The sequence below is a fragment of the Streptomyces viridosporus genome (assembly GCF_002078235.1).
Taxonomy (GTDB): domain Bacteria; phylum Actinomycetota; class Actinomycetes; order Streptomycetales; family Streptomycetaceae; genus Streptomyces; species Streptomyces viridosporus.
Genome location: NZ_MSGP01000263.1, coordinates 1 through 18,119, shown reverse-complemented (window position 1 = coordinate 18,119; position 18,119 = coordinate 1). Strand labels below are relative to the sequence as shown.

Below are 18,119 nucleotides of genomic sequence, written 5' to 3'. Positions count from 1 at the left end.
GTCCGGCGATCTGCCCGGGCCGGGTGCTCGGTGGCCCGTCCGGCCCTGGGCGTTCGGCGGCCCGTCCGGGGCCAGGCGTTGGGCGGCCCGTCCGGGGACGGGCGTTCGGCTGCGCGTCCGGGGCCGGGACCCGGTGACCGGCAGGGCCCGCCCGGACGCCGACCGGGGGAGCCGGGCCCGGACAACAGCCGGGAGGGAGCCGGTCGAGAACGGCCACAGGACCGCTGGAGAACCCATGGGAAGGCCGTCCAAGGGCCGTCCGAAGGCCGCGACGCGCCCGGGGTCACCTGCCTAGGCTCACCACCGGCGCGCGTCGGCCCCAGCACACCACGATCTCGATCCGGAGCGAGGACACCCCGATGACAGCTGACCCCTCCCGGCACCACGGCCCGTTCACCGGCCACACGCCCCCGCACCAGCAGCAGCCGGTCACCCGGCCGAGCCGGCTGACCGGCCCGCTGCTCGTCGTGTCCACCGTCGCGATGGGCCTCATGGCAGGCCTGTTCTTCGCCTTCGACGTGTCGGTCATGCCCGGCCTGGACCGGACCGACGACCGCACCTTCGCCACGGCGATGCAGTACTTCAACAGCGAGATCGACGGCAACGGCCTGTTCGGCCTCGTCTTCTGCGGCGCGTTGCTGACCACCGGAACCGCCGCCGTCCTCACGTACCGCCGCGGCCGCAGGCCGACCGCCCGGTGGGCGGGCCTGGCCGCGGCGCTGTACCTGGTGGTCCTGCTGATCACGTTCACCGTGAACATCCCGCTCAACAACGAACTCGCCGACCTCGGCAACCCCGCCGCGGCTCACGACTTCTCCGTCATCGACGATTTCAAGGGCACGTGGGAGACCACCAACATCCTGCGCACCCTGCTGTGCACCGCCGCCCTGGGCTGCGTCACCCAAGCCGTCCGGCTGCACGGCCGCGCGGAGGCCCTGCCGGACGGCCGCTGAGGATCCGGCCCCGCGGGATCCGGCCCCGCGGGACCGGGCCCGCACGGGACCGGGTGTCGCGCGTCAGCCGGCCCCGTGCAGGATCAGCGACCAGCACAGCAGCACCAGCGCCCCACTGCACAGCACGGCCCGTACGACGTTCCAGCGCACCCACGGCCCCTCGAAGTGCCGGCGCACCGTGTGCGGCTCGGTGATCCGCTCCGGCGGCCCGGCCTTCTCCAGGGCGTTGTTGAGCGGAATGTTCACCCGACTGGTGACCGCCATGGCCGCCAGGTAGCACACCAGGGCCGCGACGGTCGGGCCGGCCGCGTCCGTCCACCCGTCCGCCAGCTGCAGCCCGAGCGCGACGACGGTGAACAGCAGCGCGCCCACGTAGCCCAGGACGAACCAGCCGTTGAGGATCGCGACGTTGATCCGCTGCATCATCTCGATGAACGTACGGTCCGCCGTGCCCCGCAGCGCCAGCATCACCGAGCAGGCGTAGCCGTAGAACAGGCCGCTGACCAGCCCGGTGGTGACGGTCGCCGCGATCAGCGCGAGTCCTTGTGCGGTGTCCAATACCCGTGTCCTTTCCGGCTGTTGTCGCTGCCCCGAAGCCCTGGGCGGGACACGACGTACGCCAGTCAATCCTCCCCCGCGCAACAGCGGAGCAACACCGGTGACCCCGTGGGCCCCCCGACTCCGCGCCCCGACCGGCCTGCGCTCGAACCGCACGCGACACTCCGCCGACCGGCCTTCGCGCTGGAGTGCGCGGAAGGGTGGGACGCGCGGTTCGGTCCCTGCCGTACGGGCCCCGGGCATTGGCTTCGGTCTCCTGCCCGGTGGAGTCACACGAGCCGGGTCGAGGCCTGCCTGGTGGCCCGCTCGGATCCTGCGGACCACCGGACAGGGGTCCATGCGGCGTTCGCCAGTGCCCGCGTCAGTTGCTCGACGGTGAGAACACGAAAGGAACCGAGCCTGCGCACCATCTGGGAGGCGAGGACGGTCCAGACGAGGCGCCCGGTGATGCTGTTGCAACGCCGGTAACCACAGGGCCGGTGCTCGGACGCCGGTCACGGTGCCGAACGCCTCCGCTGCAGCAACCAGGTACCCCCTGTCACTACTCCCGTCACCGATAAGCCTATTATCAGCGACTTCCTGAGCTCCTCCACCTTGCTGCCGTCGTCCGCAATAACCACCGACAGCGACGCGATGACGGCCGTGATCACCAGCCCGATGGCCGGGTTCTTCCTCACCCGCGATTTCAGCAACTGCTTCTCCTTCTCGATAGGTGTGGCGCCGCATCGTCCTCGATGCGGCGCCACACCGGGTTGTCATCCGTTCGGGTCGGTCAATGGTCGGTCAGTACGGTCTTGCGCCGTGTCCGTTGCGGACGTTGCACGCCACCACCGAACGGGCGTGAAAATCCGACCCCACACTCGTACGCTCGACATGCACCGGCGTCCCCTGCGAATGAGGCCCTGCCGACACCCATCGTCGGCAACCCGCGTCCATCTTCACGAGCGAGGCGTCGGGCCTGCAGACCGTCTAGCGCGTGGCGGACTGTGATCCGTCTACGGCGGACAGGGAGGGCGGCTCATAGTCGTACAGGTATCCCTGCGCCCGTTCGAAGAACGGGAGGAGTACGCGCATCTTCGCCGCGTTGACCTGTCGCTTCACGGCGCCGGGCCGCTTGCTCTCACGGGCGTTGTGCCCGTGCTTGAGCAGCTTGTCGATGCGCGGGCGACGTGTCGCGTCGTAGGCCTTGAGTGCCGCTGGGACGGTCGGGGCGCTGCTCAGCGCCGCCGCGAGTTCCAAAGCGTCCTCGATGCACATCGAGGCGCCGTGTCCGACGCCGACAGGGTGGGCGGCGTCGCCGACCAGGACCATGCGCCCACTGTGCCACGTCCGGACCGGATCGCAGACGTTCAGGTGGCCGGACGCGACTATCGATGTCGCGGCTCCGACGATGGCCCTCGGCATTGCCTCCGGAAACAGCTCGGTGACGCGCCGTAGCCATTGCGCGTCGTCGATGCCGCGCAGGTCGGGCTTGACCGGATCCCCGATCTGAGCCGTCCACCACTGGGTCTTTTCGTCGATGCTGGTGTACACGAAGGCACCGTTGCGCGCGTAGACGAGGTTCCAGACGCCGGGCTCGAGACCCGTCATGGTGGCGATTCCGGCGACCCCGTAGAGCCCCGCGTACTCTGCGCGCGGCGCGGACGAGTCGATCAGCCCGCGCACGGTTGACCAGACGCCGTCGGCGCCCACGAGCAGCTCCGCGGTGTCGCGCCGGCCGGAGGCGAATTCGGCCACCACGCTGTCCGCTAACTCCGTCCCGCCGACCAGGCGTTCACCGGTGACGATCTGCGCGCCCGCGTCGAGCGCCGCGCGCCGCAGGATTGCCACGAGCCGTCCGCGCTGGAGCGAGATGCTGCGCATCGAGTCGGCTTCGCGCCGAAGGCGTGGCACGTCCCCCAAGAGGTGGCCGCCCTCCGTGTAGAACCGCATCCGTTCGATGGGGTATCCGGCCGCCTGTACGTCGCGTAGGCAGCCCAGCTTCTCCAGCGCGCGCAGGCCGTTGACCGCCAGGCTGAAGTGGGCGCCGACGTCCTCGGGCGGAACATCGTACGCCTCGTAGACGGTCACGTCGTGACCGATCTGCTGCAGTGCAAGGGCGATGGCAGGCCCGGCTATCCCGCCACCGATCACGATCGTTCGCACGACGTCTCCCTGAATTGAGTTTCACTGAATATTGATTCAGTGAAAGTCTGTTCCGATACGCTGACATCTGTCAACAGCCGATGGAGGACGACATGCCGCAGGCGAGTACCGCCAGTCGAAAAGTCCGGGCGGCCCAGACTCGTGCCGCGCTGCTGGATGCCGCGCGGGGGCTGTTCAACGATCGCGGCTACCTCAATACGAAGATCACCGACATCACCGCCGCGGCCGGACGCTCGACCGGCTCGTTCTACGAACACTTCGACGGCAAGGACGAGCTGCTCCAGGCGCTCCTCGCCGAGATGGAAGATGCGATCGACGAGCGCATGGTCGGCCTGGAACACCCCCGCGACCACGACCTGACCGACCGCGACCAGCTGCGCGACCACCTCGGTGTCGCGTGGACGGTGATGCGGCAGAACCGCCCGGTCACGCTCGCACTGTTTCAGGCGATGGTGGCCGACGACCCCGGCACGGGCCGGGCCTGGCGCGACCTGCGCGAGCAGACAGAAACCATTCGGGAGCATCTGGAGTACCTGGCCGAGCGCGGACACCAGCTGCCCGGCGACCCCGAGTTCATCGCGGCGGCGATAGGCGCGATGCTCGTCACCCTCAACTACGCCGTGCTCACGCCCCCCGGCGGCGAAGACGACCAGCGTGTCATCGACACCCTCACGGATCTGCTGTTGCACGGGCTGGCCGGACCGGCGTCACATTCGGCGGATGAAGCTTAAGACCGTGTCCTATGTGGTGAGGCGTCGTTGGGCCCGGCACGGGGCGGGGTACGTGGAGTCGGATTGTTCCGGACGGGTTGTGGAAGATCACGAAGCCGTTGATCCCGCCGTCGAGGGTGCGGCCGCAGGGCGGCGGAACGCAGGACACGCCTGATGAGACGCTGTTCGCGGCGATCATCTACGTGCTGGTGTCCGGCCGCGCCTGACGGGCCCTGCCACCGTGCTTCGGCCTCTCGAAGTCGACCGCCCACCGCCGGTTCCTGATCTGGTCCAGAGCCGGCCTCCGGGGCCGCCTCCACGAGACCGTGCTGCACCGGCTCGACGACGCCGACCTCATCGACGTCACCCGCGTCGTCCTCGACACCGGGCCATCCCGCCTGTGACCAGCAGGTGCGGCACAGCTTTCAGGGGCGGTTCGCGCCGGGCTCCGCCCTGCTGCACGACACTCACCGGTGTGCCTGCCGAGCGGCGGGAGGTCTTCGCCCGCTGCCTTCGGCGGGGCCGGGCCGGGGCCGGGTGCCTACTGGTCGGGGTGGACGGCCTGGACGCCGGTTCCCGCGTACGCCTTCGGGGTCAGCGTGAGCAGGAAGCGTCCGCTGGGGTGGGCGGCGGAGGGGCGGGCGGCGTGGATGGCGTGGACGGCGGCCCAGGAGTGCCCGAAGCGCAGCAGCTCGGTGGCGGTGACCGCGGCGTCGGTGTCGAAGGCCTCGATGCGGATGAACCGCAGCCCCTTGACGTAGCTGAGCAGGCCGGGGCGCTCGGCGTCGCCGGCCGTCAGCGACAGCACCGGCGCGTACAGCGTGCCCAGCCCGCCGGAGGCCTGCACGTAGAACGCCGCGACCGCCTCGTTGAACGGATCCTTCGGGTCGTACAGAGCTCCGGCGGTCGTGTGGTCCAGAACGACCGCGATCGCCCCCACTACGCGGCTGCCTGAGGGGTGTGCTGCGTCCCGCCCAGCCGCTCCAGCAGCGCTCGGGCCTTCTCCTCGGCCTCGGGGCTCGGCGCAGTGCCGAGGGCGGAGGCCAGCTCGGCGCGGGCCAGCTCGGCACGCTCGGCGTATTCGGCCTGGGTCGGGGTGCCCTGCGCGAGATCCTCGACCAGCCCGCGGATGGTCGTGCCGTGCTCGGCCGCCAGCGTGGCCAGCCGGTCCCGCGCCGCCACGCTCACCTTGATACTCGTCTCATCTGCTGCCATGCCCTCACTGTACCGCCCTCCTCTACTCCCGGTAGAGGAGGAGTGGGCCCCGGACCACCGACCGCGCCATGAGCAGTGAGGGCGCTGGATTCACCGGGGGCGCCGGTGACGACACCGCGCCTGGTCACGGAGGTGCCTCCATGTGTTCGATCAGGGTCGGAGATCAGTGGGGTCGTCCGGTCGAGGGTGGTGCCGAGCTGTGGGGTATGCACGGGCATCACCGCGAAGCCGACGAGCATCTCCGGCTCGGTAATGGTCCCGTCTGCGAGGTCGACCGAGCGGAGCGGGTGCGGCACGACGCGCCCCGGGGTCGCCGCTCCCGCCGCTCCGGCCACCGGGGTGGACTCCCCGAACAGGTCGGCGTAGTGGTGAGCCCGGAAGCCTGTCGGCGGTGAGTTCCGCGCGCGGATCGGTCAGGGCGCCGGGAGCTTCACCTTGACCGGGCCGCAACCGAGGCGTTCGGACTCCGCCTCGACATAGCCGGGCAGCAGGTCCCTGACGAAGTTCGCGCTGTCGCGGCTCGGTTCGAGGTTCTCCACCGCCATGACCACCGGGCCCGTCTGACAGGACAGTCGGTAAGCGGCGCGGGTCGGACTGATCGTCCCGTCCCCCTCCGTCCCGTCCACGCGTGCGCCGCCGCTGCGCAACTCCAGTGAATAGATCCCGGCCACCGCAGGGTCGACGACCGTCGACATCCGTATCCCCGGACGGGCGTCATGGCCCGCATCGCAGGTCCGGGCCGCACCGCCCTCGCCGCCGACGCGGTTGAGCACCAGCGCCTCGCGGTACCGGGCCGGGAGCTCGAGGCCCTTCACCCCGCAGAAGGCGCCCGGCTGCACGTCGTCCCAGTGGGGAAGGTCGGGCAGTTTCTCCGGCGCCCGGTAGGCACCCGTGCAGCCGAGCTCGCGGATGACGCCGTTGGCCGCGTCGACGATCACGCGGGTCATGGCGTCGCGGTCCTCCTCGTCGTAGTCGCTCGGCGTGTCGAAGTCGTGCTCACCCAGTGCGACGTCGACGACGGTGGCGCCCCCCAGCCTGCTGCCCGGACGCCCCACGCAGCTCTGCGGCAGGGCGAGCCAGGCACGGGACGCGGAGACCATGCCCGGCAGGTCGGTCCCCAGCGCGACCATACGGCTGGACAGGAACTCGGCCGGCCAGCTGCGGCCGTCCTTGCCGTACAGACCGTCGAGGGTGTGCACGCGCACGATCGCCTGCCGACGCGTCCGGTCGCCCTTGAAACTGGTGATCCGGCACTGCCCGTACGAGAGCGAGGCGGTGTTCGGGTCGAGTCGTAGCTCCTGCTCCTCGACCTCCAGCCGGCGGTCGCCGAACAACGCGGAGACGCCGGCGTCGCGAAGGGAGTCCCAGCAGGGGTCGGGCTTCAACAGCGGGAGCGTGTCCGTGCGCCAGGCCACCGTGCCCGCCCCGAGCAGTACGCCGACGAGCCCGGCGGCGGTGGAGGCGAGCACGGCACGGTTGCGCAGGAGACGGCGCACCCACGACGGCCGGGCGGCAACGCCCTGGGGGACTGTGCCCGCCGCTCCCGCGGGGACGGATGCGCCCCCGGCATCGTCGTTCCCAGTTCCGGTCCCGGCTCCGGTCCGGGTGGCCTCGTCGTTCTCGCCGGTCGTCATGCCCGCCCCCCTGTCCCACACCCGATGCGGTCGCCCACGGACGTGACGAAGTTCTTGAACGACCGCTCCACGGCGGCCTTGTCGACCGCGACGGCGCCCTGGACGTGCCCGTAGAACACGGACTTCCGGCCGTCGCAGGTGACGTGGACCAGGCCTTGGTCGTCCCCCTCCGGCAGCCCGTCGAACAGCGCGGTCATGCGCGGCCCGCCCGCCATGACGTACTGCACGATCGGCTCGTCCGGCTCTCCGCGGGTTTCCCGCACGACCGAACAGGTCTGCAGCCGCTGCGTGACGGCGCCCACCTGCTGCTGGTAGTTCATTCTGCTGCCGAACTCGAAGCTCACGCCCGGGACACGGCACAACGGATCGCCCGCGCGCTCGCTCGTCTCCGCGACGGTGACGAGCGGCGACCGGGTGTGCAGAGGTTTCTTCGGCGCACATCCTGCGTGGGTCATGCCCGTGTTGGCCGCGTCCAGCAGCAGGCGAGTGACATCGGAGTACGTGCCGATGGTGAACGGCATGGCCACCTTGCCCAGGTGGCCGTCGCCCCAGCTTTCACCACGGATCGTCACCACCGACGGCCTGCCGTCCACGTCGCACGCCTGCGGCAGCACCAGCACGGCCCGGTCGCCGGCCACCAGGCCCTCGAGCCCGTCCGGCAGCGGAGTGGCGGAGCCGTGGAAGTTCTGCGCCAGCCAGGCGCGGCGCTCCTTCACCCCCGCCGGGACGGGCCCGTAGTCGACGATGACCCGCTCGTCGAACGTCAACGGCTCGTCCGAGTCGTCGTCTTCGACGGTCGAGGACACCGCGACCCAACAGGTCCCGCGCGGGCGGTCGGCGGAGGGCGGCGCGGACTCACGCCACACGCGACGGGAGCCGGACTTCTCGAGCGCCTCGTCGCCGAGGAACGAGGCGCCGCCGTTCTCCTGCCAGGCACCCCAGCAGTAAGCGTCCCGGAACGGCCCGCTGTCCGTGGCGTACAGGCCGAAACCGCCCATCAGCACCGCGCCCGCGAGCACCCCGGCCAGGACACCCAGGCGCTTACGCACGCCGTCGGCCACGACATCCCCCAGCGGAATCACCAAGTCAGAGCAAACGCAACGATGTTACGTGCCGTGACCTGAGGTGTTCGCGCCAGGGGGCGCGGGGTGCCGGTCGGCCGGGATCGTCCACCGAGTGATCCGGGACGACCGTGCGCAGCGCGGTATTCGCACCGGGGCCCGCCTCCGCCGGTGATACCGCGGGTTTGGAGACGCCCCTCCCGGCGCCTTCCGCCACGGGCCGGAGGAACGTGGTCTGCCCTGCGCGGTGGGCATTTCCTCCCGTCACACCGCCCATCCGGCCGAGGCCCGGCCCGTTCGGCTACTGTGCCCGCGGCCGTCGTGGAGCCGGCGGTCCTCGTCGGGGTGGTGCGCCTCGGCGACGTACGGCTTGCCGTCTTCGCGGCGGGTCGGTGCGTAGGCGCGGAGCTGCGTAGGCGCGGAGCACGGCGTAGTGGTCGGTGCGGTCGACGTGGGACCGGGCGGGGTGGTCGATGAGGAGGTGGGCCGGGGCGGTGAGCGTCCGAAGCGCACCGTGGTGCCGGGCCCGACCAGTCGCTGATCGGGCCCTTCGCGGATCCTGCCGGGCCTGTACGGTGCCCAGCGGCCGACCGTCTCAGCGGCCGGCCGTCTCCGCGGACACCGTGGTGGACCGCTCGATCAGGCCGTGGACCTTGATGTCACCGTACGCGTCCATGGGCGTGGAGTAGTCGCCGACGGCCCAGAAGGCACCGGAGCTGTCGGCCGGTGCCAGGTCGTAGAAGGTGTAGGACGGCCACCGGGTGTCGCCGTCGGGTGCCGGCGCTCCGGTTTCCTTGGTCCAGGTGGTGCCGTCGTAGTGCCAGAAGACCGGCTCCGCACGGGCGGGCTCGGTCTGGTCGTTGCCGGTGACCCACAGCCCGCCACGGCCGTCGGGGGCGATCGCGTGGAGGTAGAGGTCGGCCAGCTCTCCGGTGACGTCCTCCCACGCGGTGCCGTTCCAGTGGGTGACGCTCGGTACGGGCGGGTTGGCACCGTCGTCGGCCCATCCGGCGACGTAGACGCTGTCCGGTGACACGGCGGCGATCTTGGCGGTGTCCGTACCGGCGCGTACGGGTGGCTCGTCCATCAGCGTCCAGGTGGTGCCGTCCCAGTGGTAGGTCACCGGGTGCCCCCCTTCCACCGGGTACTGCATGCCGGTGGCGTAGGCGTCGTTCGCCGAGAGGGCGTCGATGTCCCGGATGTCCACCAGCGGAGGCAGCTCGAAGGTCTGCCAGGCACCGTCGGAGTAGGTGTAGAGCGCGTTTCCGCCCTTGAAGAGGCGTCCGGGGACGGCGTCGATCGGTACCTCGGGCCAGGATTCGTCGGCGGGGCCGACCGTGGGAACGCTGCTCCAGCGTTCCCCGTCGTAGTGCACGAGCCTCTGGTCCCTGCCCACGGTGCCGTAGGCCCAGACATCGTCCGCGGACACCGCGCTGACCGATGACCACTGCCAGACATCGGGAAGCCCCGGCGCGGTGTCCTTGCTCCACTTCGCGCCGTCCCAGCGCATGATGACGCCCCGGCTCCCCTTCCTCCCCACCGCCCATGCCAGGTCTTCGTCGACGGAGGAGACGGACATGAGGGACTCGGAAGGGCTCTCGCCGGAGAGCGAGACCTCCTAGCCGGGCGCCGGTGCCGCGGTGGCCCCGCCGGCTGTCAGCACTGTGGAGGCGAGAGCCAGTGAGGCGATCACAGCGCGTAGGGAGTGCCGTATGAGCATGGATGAGCGTCCTTCGGATCAAAGGGTCGGGCAGGGCCCCCGGTCGGCGCGTGAGGCGCGCTGCCGGTCGGCTGCAAGGCCAGACCGACGGCGACGTCGGATGGTTGTAAGACCTGGTCAACCGAACTCGGCTTACCATCGGGCCAGTTGCACGCTTCTGCACCGTGTGTGGAAGGAGACGTCGTGGCTGCTCCGCCGACCCCCGACCACCCGGGTACGCGTGTACCGCGGCGTGGCAGCGCTCCTCGCTCCGCGAGGGCGCGATCCGTGAGTACGTGCCGGAGGCGGGGAAGTGGCGTGACTCCGTTGTGCACGCCCTCCTCGATCGGGAGGGGCAACCGTCTCCCTGAACAGCCGTGTCAGAGCCTGCTGGTGGGCGAGGACTCCGGGATCGGGTCCTCGTCCGGGTCCTCGTCCGGTTCCTCGGTGGGCTCCTCGTCGGGCGGCGCGGTCGACAGGTCGTTCTGGTTCTGCACCGCGGCCATCCACCGGTCGGACATGGTGGGCTGTCCGTCACCGTTCATGTCCGGGGCACCGGGGGCGGGGGCATCGGTGTCGGGGACGGGTACGTCCCCGTGGACGGGGATCACGGTGTTGAACCTGTGGTCGGGGTTGTACTTCGTGGCGAACAGATACCTCTTGCCCACCTCCAGCAGAGCGTCGTCCGCGGGAAGGTTGACGACGTCTCCGTTCTCGTCCTCACCCCCCTGCTGGTTGACGACGACGACGCCGGTCACATCGCCCTTGAAGACGCGCTGGACCTCGACGGCGTACTGGGTCTCGGGACCGATGCCCAGGTCCTTCTGACCCTTGAGAGCGGTGACCTTGCCGTAGAAGAGGTCTTCGGCGGCGCCGGCGAGGTCGGCGTCGTCGGAGAAGTCCGCGTCGTGGGTCAGCGACACGTGCGACGTGGTGGCCGCCTCGTTGCGCTGGTTGACCTCCTGGTGGAGAACTGAGCCGCCGACACCGACCGCCACCGCGAGAGCGGCGCCGACGGCGATGAGGACGGTTTTCCGCTTCAAGGTCATCAGCCCCAGAGTTCGTGGTAGGCGTCGCGGTCGGCCGGGCGCTGGATGATCGATTCTAAGGAGTAGTCGCGGCTGCGGGGTCCAATGAGCCCTTCCGGTTCCTGTGTTCGGCGGCCCCCGTGGGAACAATCAGGTCCGGTCGACGGCCCCCGTAGGGGACAGCCGACGGGAGAGGATACTGGCCCTCAACGCAGGCACGGATGAGGAGCACGATCAGTGACCAGCGACAACCGCACAGGACCGCCTGGTTTTGGCAGCGAACGCGACATGCTGCGGGCTTTCCTCGACTACCACCGCGCAACCCTCGCCATGAAGTGCGAAGGGCTCACCGACGAGGAGCTGCGACAGCAGTCGATGCCGCCGTCCACGCTTTCGCTGCTCGGTCTGGTGCGGCACATGGCGGAGGTGGAGCGTGCTTGGTTCCGTCGAGTGTTCGAGGACCACGACGCACCCATGGTCTGGTCCGACAAGATCGACTTCCAGGCGGCGTACGACGCAAGCGCATCGACCAGGGACGAGGCGTTCGTAGCCTGGGAGACCGAGGTGGAGAACTCGCGCCGCATCGAGCGGGAGGCGGAGTCCCTGGACCAGGCCGGTTATCAGCCACGATGGGGCGAGGAGGTGTCGCTGCGGATGGTGATGGTGCATGTGCTCCTGGAGTACGGCCGCCACAACGGGCACGCGGACTTTCTGCGTGAGGGTGTCGACGGGACCGTGGGCGCTTGAGTCCGCAGGAGCCGTCGATCTCCACATGCTGAACCGCCACACCGGACAACCCGTCCTGCGCTCACTCACTGCCTGCGATCACTGGCCCCTTGGAGTCGATCATCCAGGGCGTGCGTCGGAAGTGCTCCAGGTTGGCTCATGTCGGCGTACGGGCGAAGCGAAGGTGCTCAGCTGTGTACAGCTGAACGTGCACAGCGGCACCATCAGCGGCTGTGGTACAACCACCGCTCGTACCACTCGCGGAAGTCCGGCCCCGGGCTCAGCGCGTCACCGCAGCCGAGGTCGTCGGTCCAGACCTGCCCGCGATCAGGGCCGGTGACCACCAGCCGGTAGAAGGAACCGCAACCGATTTCGGCGATAACGAGCGAGCCGGTGAACCAGCACGGTGAGAAGTCTTCCTCACCGGGAGCGTGCTCGGCGCAAACGGACCGCTCGGGCGAAGGACGGAACGGCCCCTCATGGGGGAAGGGCACGGCCAGCAGGTCGAGGTCCTCCTGCCGGTCCAGCCACGACGTGCTGCCGAACTCGTACAAGCCGTACGCCGGCCCGGCACCCCCACCGCTCACCGTAGTGATGAACGACCGGTAGGAAGCCGGCAGCTCGAAGCGGTGCTCTCGCTCGTAACGGGCTACCACGGCCTCCGGTACGGGCGGAGCCAGCCTCCACCGGTGCCTGCGAGCACTGAAGCTCCGGCACTCGGGATCGGCCTCGGCCATCACCCGTATCCGTTCACGCACATCGTCGGCGTCCCACATGCCCCGCACGCTATCGCCGACAGTCCCCAGACCTCTCCCCGCCCCGCAGCCATGGTGGCCACCTGCACCGCGGCCGACGACCGCGAGCGGCCGAAGGCCCTCCGGGACGCCGCGCTGCTCACCCTCGGGTGGGGGATGCTGCCCCGCCGCAGCGAACTCGCGAACCTCCTGGTCGAGCACCTGGCCGTGGAGGACGACGGCGTGACCGTGCGCGTGGCGTTCTCCAAGACCGACCAGGCCGCCCACGGCGAGGACACGTTCGTGCCGGCCGACCCGGACGACCCGGCCCTCTGCCCCGTCGTCCGCGTCCGCGCGTGGCTGGAGGAACTGCGCCGCCACGGCATCACGTCCGGCCCGCTGTTCCGGCACATCACCCGCGGCGGCACCATCCGCCCGCGCTCCGGGCCGCGCGGCGACTTCCTCAGCCCCGACGCGATCGGGAACACCGTCAAGAACCGCGCCCGGCTCACCGCCATCAAGGCCCCGGCGACCGCGCGGTGACCGCGCACGGCCTGCGCCGGGGCCCGGCACAGGAGATCAGCGAGGCGGGCGGGGACCCGACCGCACAGGGCCGGTGGAAGCCCGGTTCCCCACGGTCCGCAAGCACTACATCGAGCCCGCCCGGGGCAAGACGAACAACCCGTTGTATGCCGTCCGGGCCAAGGCCCGCGAACAGAAAGGCACCTGACGACCATCGTCCCCGTCATCACGTGACGGCCGAGTGGGAAGCCGGTGCCGTGTCCGCGTAAGCACCACGGGACGGTTGGCTGCGGTTACCGCCGAGCCGTCGATCATGGCTCGGCCGTACTCGTGAGGGCGTTGACTCGGTTCTCGTACTCGCGGCGGGCCCTGCGTTGTGTTGGATCGGCGGCGCCCCAGCGTCCCGGAACGCCCGGGTTCGTCGGATGCGCGCGGCACCTGTCGGCAGACGATCGTTCGACGACGGGGCGGGGGCGGCGGTCGGAGCAGCGGAGAGGGGCCGATCGCGGTCAGGGGCCGCCCTTGATCTTCTTCATGGTGAGGTGGGATTCGAGGCGCTGGACGGCGGGCCCCTGCACCGCGTCGAGGGACGCCTGGCCAAGCTCTACAGCACCTTCGCGCTGAGCGACGAGGCGTATGCCATGACCACGGGCGGACAGGCCCGCACCTGGTCGAGCACGCGCATCGTGTCCTTCCAGGCGTTCAACCACGCGTACTGCGTCGCCGGCGCGCTCATCGGCGCCCTGGTCGGCTCGCTGATCCCACCGCGCATCACCGGCCTGGACTTCGCCATGACCGCCCTGCTCGTCGTCCTGGCCCTGGACGCCATCCGCGACCGCCGCCACGACCTGCCCACCCCACTGCTGGCCCTGCTCGCCGCGCTCATCGCCCGCCTGATCACCCCCGGCCAGATGCTGCTCACCGCATTCGGCCTGTTCACCGCCGCCCTGCTGGTCCGCCACCGCAGCGCCCGCCGGGAGCCCGCCCGTGCCTGACACCCGCTACCTGATCGCCGTCGCCGCCGTCTGCTGCGCCCTCACCTGGGCCCTGCGGGCCCTGCCCTTCACCGCCCTGGAGTCCCTGCGCTCCAGCCGGACCCTGCAGTACCTCAGCACCCGCATGCCCGCCGGGGTCATGGTGATCCTGAGCCTCTACACTCTGCGCACCCTGCCGCTGACCGAGGTACGCGTCCTCGCGCCGCTGGTGGGCCTGGCCGTCACCGTCGGTCTGCACCTGTGGCGCCGCAACGCCCTGCTGAGCGTCCTGGGCGGCACGGCCGTCACCGTGGCCCTGTCCAGCACCGTCTTCACCGTATGAGCGGCACACGCCCGTCCCCGCTGACATGCCCGTCAGAAAGCAGAGCAGCTTGGCCCGCGCGGTGGCCGGCCTCGGTACTGGTGGGCTCGCCTCCTCACCTGCTCCCGCGTCGCCGGCGACCACAGGCACAGGGGGCAGGTGTTTCCGGTGCCGGCGGCGGCACGGTACAGCCGTTCGGCTCCCTCTCGGTCCCCGGCCTCCTCCCGCATCTCCGCCGGCCGCACCGACGCCCAGGGGGCCCAGGGGTCTCCGGCGTCAGCCGACGGTGCACTACAGGTGTGCGGCGTGAGGTGTGCGGCGTGGCGAAGCCGGTACCGGCCGTGGGCGGCGTCGGCGAGGCGAACTCCGGGAGGCGAACTCCGCGTGGCGGCCGGCCAGGGCGGCACCCGGACAGGTGGCGCGCGGTCCGCGCTCAGCGGGACGGAGCCGACTCCTCCGCAGTGGGCGGACGGCCTGCGTGCAGCCGGTCGTGGACCTCCCGCGCCTCACCGGCGTACCGGGCCATGGCGAGCGGCTGCTCCTCGACGAGTTCGCGGAACAGGTCGACGGCCTCGGCGGAAGCGGCGCGAGCGGCGTCGGAGCGGTCGCCCGCCGCCAACCGAGCGTGCGCGAAGACGGCCAGAGCGTATGCGAGCAGTTCACGGTGGGCGCGCGGTTCCCCGGCCGCGTGCGAACGTGCCCGCCGGACCGCCTCCTGCGCCACCTCTCCGGCGCGCTGCGCCCGTGCGGTCCGAGCGAGCGCCCGTGCGTGCCCGATGAGGGACTCGGTCAGGACGGGGCCCAGCGGAGGGGACCCGTCGTCGAGGCGGCGCAGGATGCGCACGGCGCTCTCGCTCGCCGCGACGGCCTCCTCCCCCCTCTCCGGGCTGTCCGGATCGGCCACCGCGCACAGGGCGAACGCGTGCAGTGATCTGGCGCGCAGCAATGCGCCCCAGGTGTCCTTCGGCAGCGCCGCGCAGAACGCGACGGCCTCGGCGAGCAGGGTCAGGGCTGCCTCCGGCGAGGCCGCGTCCGAGACGGCCGCCACCTCGGACAGCAGCACGGCGCGTTGCAGCAGGGCTTCGCCCACCACGGCGTCGGCGAGCGGCGGTTCGGCGTCGGTGCGGGCGACCGCGACCGCCTCCTCGGCACTCGCGACCGCTTCCGACGGGTCACCGGCACGCCACAGCAAGCCGGCCCGGCGCAGGAGCACGGCCGACAGTTCGGCGCGTAGGCCGGACGGATCACCGGGACGGTGGGTGCGGAGCCCGGCGAGGGCGCTCTCCAAGGGGGCCAGGGCGTCCTGCCGGCGACCGCAGGCGTCCAGCATTTCGGCGAGCAGGACCTCGGAGAGTGCCAGGGCGAGCCCGGTGAGGTCGTCACCCCGGTGCCGGTGCTCGGCGCGCCGGTGCGTGCACGCCTCGTCCGCGGTCGTGGCCGCTTCCGTCGTGCGGCCGAGCCACCACAACCGTCGCGCGTGCGTCTCGAGGCAGTCGGCCTGCTGGGCCCGGTGACGCTCGGGATCCTGCCGAACCCAGCGGTCCTTGATGTCCAGCGCTTCGCGGGAACGCCTGAGGGACTCCTCGTGCTCCCCGCCGGTCCACAGCAGCTCACCGGTGGCTGCCAGGACGCTCCAGAGGTCGGTCTCGTAACGTACGGGCGCCTCGACGGTCAGCGTGCGCAGCCGTCGCAGGGCCTCTTCACCCGCGTGGAGCACCTCCTCGAAGTTCCCGAGGGCGTGGTGACTTCGCATGGCTGTCAGCCAGTTCCTGAGCATCGGCTCGGCGAAGGCCGCCGGCAGGTTCTCCTCCGCCTCGCTGTTGAGCTCCATGGATTCCCGGACCGTCTCCAGGGCTTTGTGCGGTTCACCGAGCTCGAGGTATGCGCCTGCCAGGTTGTTGAGGCAGGCGGCGAGGTCCGGGAGGTGGGCCGCGGGTGCGGTTTCGGCCAGGTCCCGGAGGATGCCCGCCGCCTCCCGGAAGTGGTCGGCCGCACGGGCCGTCTCCTGCGGTGTTCCGTCCTCGGACCGCAACGTGCCGGCGAGGGTGGTGAGGGACATGGCCAGGAGGTTGAGGAAGCCGCCCGGTTCGAGGCGGGCCAGCTCGCGGTAGAGGTGGACGCTCTGTTTCGCGACGCGGTGCGCCCGGCGGCGGTGGCCGTTGTCCCGGCGCTTCAGAGCCAGGGTGTTGAGGGCCAGTGCCAGACGGGGCGTGTGGACGTGCGGTTGTTCGTCGGCCAGGTCGCGGTGGAGCCATACCGATTCCTCGGCGGCGTCGAGCGCCTCCGCGTGATGTCCGAGGTTGTCGAGGTCGATGGCCAGGCTGTTGAGGGTGTTCGCGAGGTCGGCCTGGTACGCACGCGGGTGTGCCGCGGCGAGCCGTCTGCGGAGGGCGACGGATTCGCGGATGTCGTCCAGCGCCTCGCGGTGAGAACCGGCCAACTGCGCCGCGAAGGAGGCGGTGGCGAGGATCAGGGCGAGCCCCGACAGTTCGGCGTCGGGGTTCTCGTCGGCGAGCCGCCGCTGGAGCTTGACCGCCCTCCGAGTCGATGCCAGGGCGTTGTCGCGGCGGCCGGATTCCATCGCGACGATGGCGTGGTTGTTCAGGTGGTTCACCATGAGGGAGTCGTGCGCCTCCGGGTCGTCGTCCCAGAGGGCCTCGCACCGTCGCCTGCTCTCCTCGGCCACGCGCCACGCCGTGTCGTGGTGGCCGAGGGCGCCCGCGGCCACCGCGAGCGTGTCCAGGGCTTTCACCAGGTTCACCCGGCTCTCGGAGTCGTCGGGGCGCAGCGCGGCGCGCAGCAGCTCCACGCCCTCCGTCGCGGCCTGGTACGCCTCCCGCCGGCGTTCGACAGCGGCGAGGAAATGGGACGCGTTGACGCGGCAGGCTCCCCGTTCGGCCTGGTGGCACGGATGATCCGCCGGGATCTCCCGCCACAGGTCGTAAGCCTCCTGCACCGCGTCGAGGCACTCCTCCCGCTCGCCCATGGACGACAGGCGCTTGGACAGCTGCCGCAGCGCGACGGCGAGATCCGGGCGTGCCGCGGGGTCGACGGCGGCCCGCAGCCGGTGGGCCGCGACGATGCGCCGGTGCAGGGTCAGTACCCAGGGGGCCAGTAGATACGGGCGGGGCGGGACGCCCGCGGCCAGGTGCTCGAGTTCGTCGAGCGGGGCGTCGGGGCGGTCGACGAGTGCCTGCAGCGCGGCCAGCAGGGGGGCCGGCTCCTCCAGACGGGAGGCCAGGGCGACGGCCGCCGGACCGAGCACCGTCGGGTGGCGCAGGCACCAGTCGGTCAGATCCTCGGTGCCGGGGCCGGCTCCCCGTACGGAGGCCCGGGTGACCAGGGTGAGGAATCTGGCGGCCTGGCCGGGGGTGGCGGTCGGCAGCAGCGCGTCGACCAGGCTCGGACTGTCCCGGAAGCGCTCGCCCACCAGCCGTTCGGCCAACCGGTCCGGCCGCAGGCGCCCGACGGCGCCACCGTCGGCCGGGAGCGCGGCCCGGACCCAGGCGTGCACGGCCCGGACCCCGCCGGGCACCCCGCCGCCGTCGTCGTCACCGAGCACTCGGGCGAGCACGGCGGTCGTCTCGCGCGGCCCGCTCGGCCCCAGGGCCACGACCGCGGCCACCGCGTCCTCCAGCGCACTCCACAGCAGAGGAGGACAGAGCCGGTGCGTCTGAGCGGTGCCGCGCCAGTGCGCCCGCTCGTGCCGCAGAAGACGTTCCTCGACGGCCGGTGTGTCACCCGCGGTGGCCGCCACTCCCTGCGCCGCGTCCAGGAGGTGCACCAGGGCGGCCATGTGAAGGGTCAGGGGAGAGCCGTGGGCAGGTGGGGGAAGGGG

At 71.2% G+C, this 18,119-nt stretch carries 17 protein-coding genes and 1 pseudogene; 7 read left to right on the top strand and 11 right to left on the bottom strand.

Annotated elements, in window-relative coordinates; genetic code table 11:
• Positions 1 to 359 precede the first annotated feature (359 nt).
• A complete protein-coding gene (locus tag B7L92_RS19440; protein WP_081238796.1) occupies positions 360 to 953 on the top strand; it encodes an anthrone oxygenase family protein in 594 nt (197 codons plus the stop codon).
• A 63-nt stretch (positions 954 to 1,016) separates the two neighbouring features.
• Here the strand turns inward: B7L92_RS19440 and B7L92_RS19435 are convergent, their stop codons facing one another.
• From B7L92_RS19435 to B7L92_RS19425, 3 genes are all read right to left on the bottom strand, one after another.
• Positions 1,017 to 1,511 carry an anthrone oxygenase family protein gene (locus B7L92_RS19435; RefSeq protein ID WP_081238795.1) on the bottom strand — a complete coding sequence of 165 codons (495 nt, stop codon included), beginning with the start codon at positions 1,509 to 1,511 and terminating at the stop codon, positions 1,017 to 1,019.
• A gap of 494 nt (positions 1,512 to 2,005) precedes the next feature.
• Positions 2,006 to 2,203: a hypothetical protein gene (locus B7L92_RS19430; protein ID WP_174703988.1), complete on the bottom strand. Its 198-nt coding sequence runs from the start codon at positions 2,201 to 2,203 to the stop codon at positions 2,006 to 2,008.
• A gap of 277 nt (positions 2,204 to 2,480) precedes the next feature.
• On the bottom strand, positions 2,481 to 3,656 hold the full coding sequence (locus B7L92_RS19425) for an FAD-dependent oxidoreductase (RefSeq protein WP_081238793.1): 1,176 nt from the start codon (positions 3,654 to 3,656) through the stop codon (positions 2,481 to 2,483).
• An 80-nt stretch (positions 3,657 to 3,736) separates the two neighbouring features.
• On the opposite strand from B7L92_RS19425, the gene B7L92_RS19420 reads away from it, so the two are divergent.
• Entirely contained in the window at positions 3,737 to 4,387 is a 651-nt protein-coding gene (locus B7L92_RS19420; RefSeq protein ID WP_255311041.1) for a TetR/AcrR family transcriptional regulator, read from the top strand.
• A gap of 62 nt (positions 4,388 to 4,449) precedes the next feature.
• Positions 4,450 to 4,764, top strand: a pseudogene (locus B7L92_RS41435) (transposase); the annotation flags it as partial.
• A gap of 143 nt (positions 4,765 to 4,907) precedes the next feature.
• Here the strand turns inward: B7L92_RS41435 and B7L92_RS19410 are convergent.
• The 6 genes from B7L92_RS19410 to B7L92_RS19385 all read right to left on the bottom strand — a co-directional run bounded on the left by B7L92_RS19410 (position 4,908) and on the right by B7L92_RS19385 (position 11,024).
• On the bottom strand, positions 4,908 to 5,306 hold the full coding sequence (locus B7L92_RS19410) for a PIN domain-containing protein (protein WP_081238792.1): 399 nt from the start codon (positions 5,304 to 5,306) through the stop codon (positions 4,908 to 4,910).
• The gene (locus tag B7L92_RS19405) at positions 5,306 to 5,581 is read right to left on the bottom strand and encodes a hypothetical protein (RefSeq protein WP_081238791.1); all 276 of its coding nucleotides are present in this window, start codon (positions 5,579 to 5,581) and stop codon (positions 5,306 to 5,308) included. The genes B7L92_RS19410 and B7L92_RS19405 overlap by 1 nt, the downstream gene beginning before the upstream one ends.
• Positions 5,582 to 5,994: 413 nt before the next feature.
• A complete protein-coding gene (locus B7L92_RS19400) occupies positions 5,995 to 7,215 on the bottom strand; it encodes a hypothetical protein (protein ID WP_081238797.1) in 1,221 nt (406 codons plus the stop codon).
• Complete coding sequence (locus B7L92_RS19395; protein ID WP_255311040.1) at positions 7,212 to 8,264, bottom strand: hypothetical protein; 1,053 nt, start codon at positions 8,262 to 8,264, stop codon at positions 7,212 to 7,214. Before B7L92_RS19395 ends, B7L92_RS19400 begins: the two co-directional genes overlap by 4 nt.
• Positions 8,265 to 8,871: 607 nt before the next feature.
• On the bottom strand, positions 8,872 to 9,855 hold the full coding sequence (locus tag B7L92_RS19390; RefSeq protein WP_255311039.1) for a hypothetical protein: 984 nt from the start codon (positions 9,853 to 9,855) through the stop codon (positions 8,872 to 8,874).
• A 500-nt stretch (positions 9,856 to 10,355) separates the two neighbouring features.
• The gene (locus B7L92_RS19385) at positions 10,356 to 11,024 is read right to left on the bottom strand and encodes a hypothetical protein (RefSeq protein ID WP_081238789.1); all 669 of its coding nucleotides are present in this window, start codon (positions 11,022 to 11,024) and stop codon (positions 10,356 to 10,358) included.
• A gap of 216 nt (positions 11,025 to 11,240) precedes the next feature.
• Here B7L92_RS19385 and B7L92_RS19380 point away from each other — a divergent pair, with 216 nt between their 5' ends.
• Complete coding sequence (locus B7L92_RS19380) at positions 11,241 to 11,750, top strand: DinB family protein (protein WP_081238788.1); 510 nt, start codon at positions 11,241 to 11,243, stop codon at positions 11,748 to 11,750.
• A 203-nt stretch (positions 11,751 to 11,953) separates the two neighbouring features.
• Here B7L92_RS19380 and B7L92_RS19375 read toward each other — a convergent pair whose 3' ends face one another.
• Positions 11,954 to 12,505, bottom strand: a complete 552-nt coding sequence (locus B7L92_RS19375; protein WP_081238787.1) for an SMI1/KNR4 family protein — start codon at positions 12,503 to 12,505, stop codon at positions 11,954 to 11,956.
• Positions 12,506 to 12,556: 51 nt separating this feature from the next.
• Between B7L92_RS19375 and B7L92_RS19370 the strand changes: the two genes are divergently transcribed.
• The 3 genes from B7L92_RS19370 to B7L92_RS19360 all read left to right on the top strand — a co-directional run bounded on the left by B7L92_RS19370 (position 12,557) and on the right by B7L92_RS19360 (position 14,302).
• Entirely contained in the window at positions 12,557 to 13,006 is a 450-nt protein-coding gene (locus B7L92_RS19370) for a site-specific integrase (protein ID WP_081238786.1), read from the top strand.
• A 521-nt stretch (positions 13,007 to 13,527) separates the two neighbouring features.
• A complete protein-coding gene (locus B7L92_RS19365) occupies positions 13,528 to 13,980 on the top strand; it encodes an ABC transporter permease family protein (protein ID WP_174703987.1) in 453 nt (150 codons plus the stop codon).
• Positions 13,973 to 14,302 (top strand): branched-chain amino acid transporter permease, encoded by a 330-nt coding sequence (locus B7L92_RS19360; protein ID WP_081238785.1) that lies wholly within the window; start codon positions 13,973 to 13,975, stop codon positions 14,300 to 14,302. Before B7L92_RS19365 ends, B7L92_RS19360 begins: the two co-directional genes overlap by 8 nt.
• 412 nt (positions 14,303 to 14,714) lie before the next feature.
• On the opposite strand, the gene B7L92_RS19355 is transcribed toward B7L92_RS19360, so the two are convergent.
• The gene (locus B7L92_RS19355) at positions 14,715 to 18,077 is read right to left on the bottom strand and encodes a tetratricopeptide repeat protein (RefSeq protein WP_081238784.1); all 3,363 of its coding nucleotides are present in this window, start codon (positions 18,075 to 18,077) and stop codon (positions 14,715 to 14,717) included.
• Positions 18,078 to 18,119 lie beyond the last annotated feature (42 nt).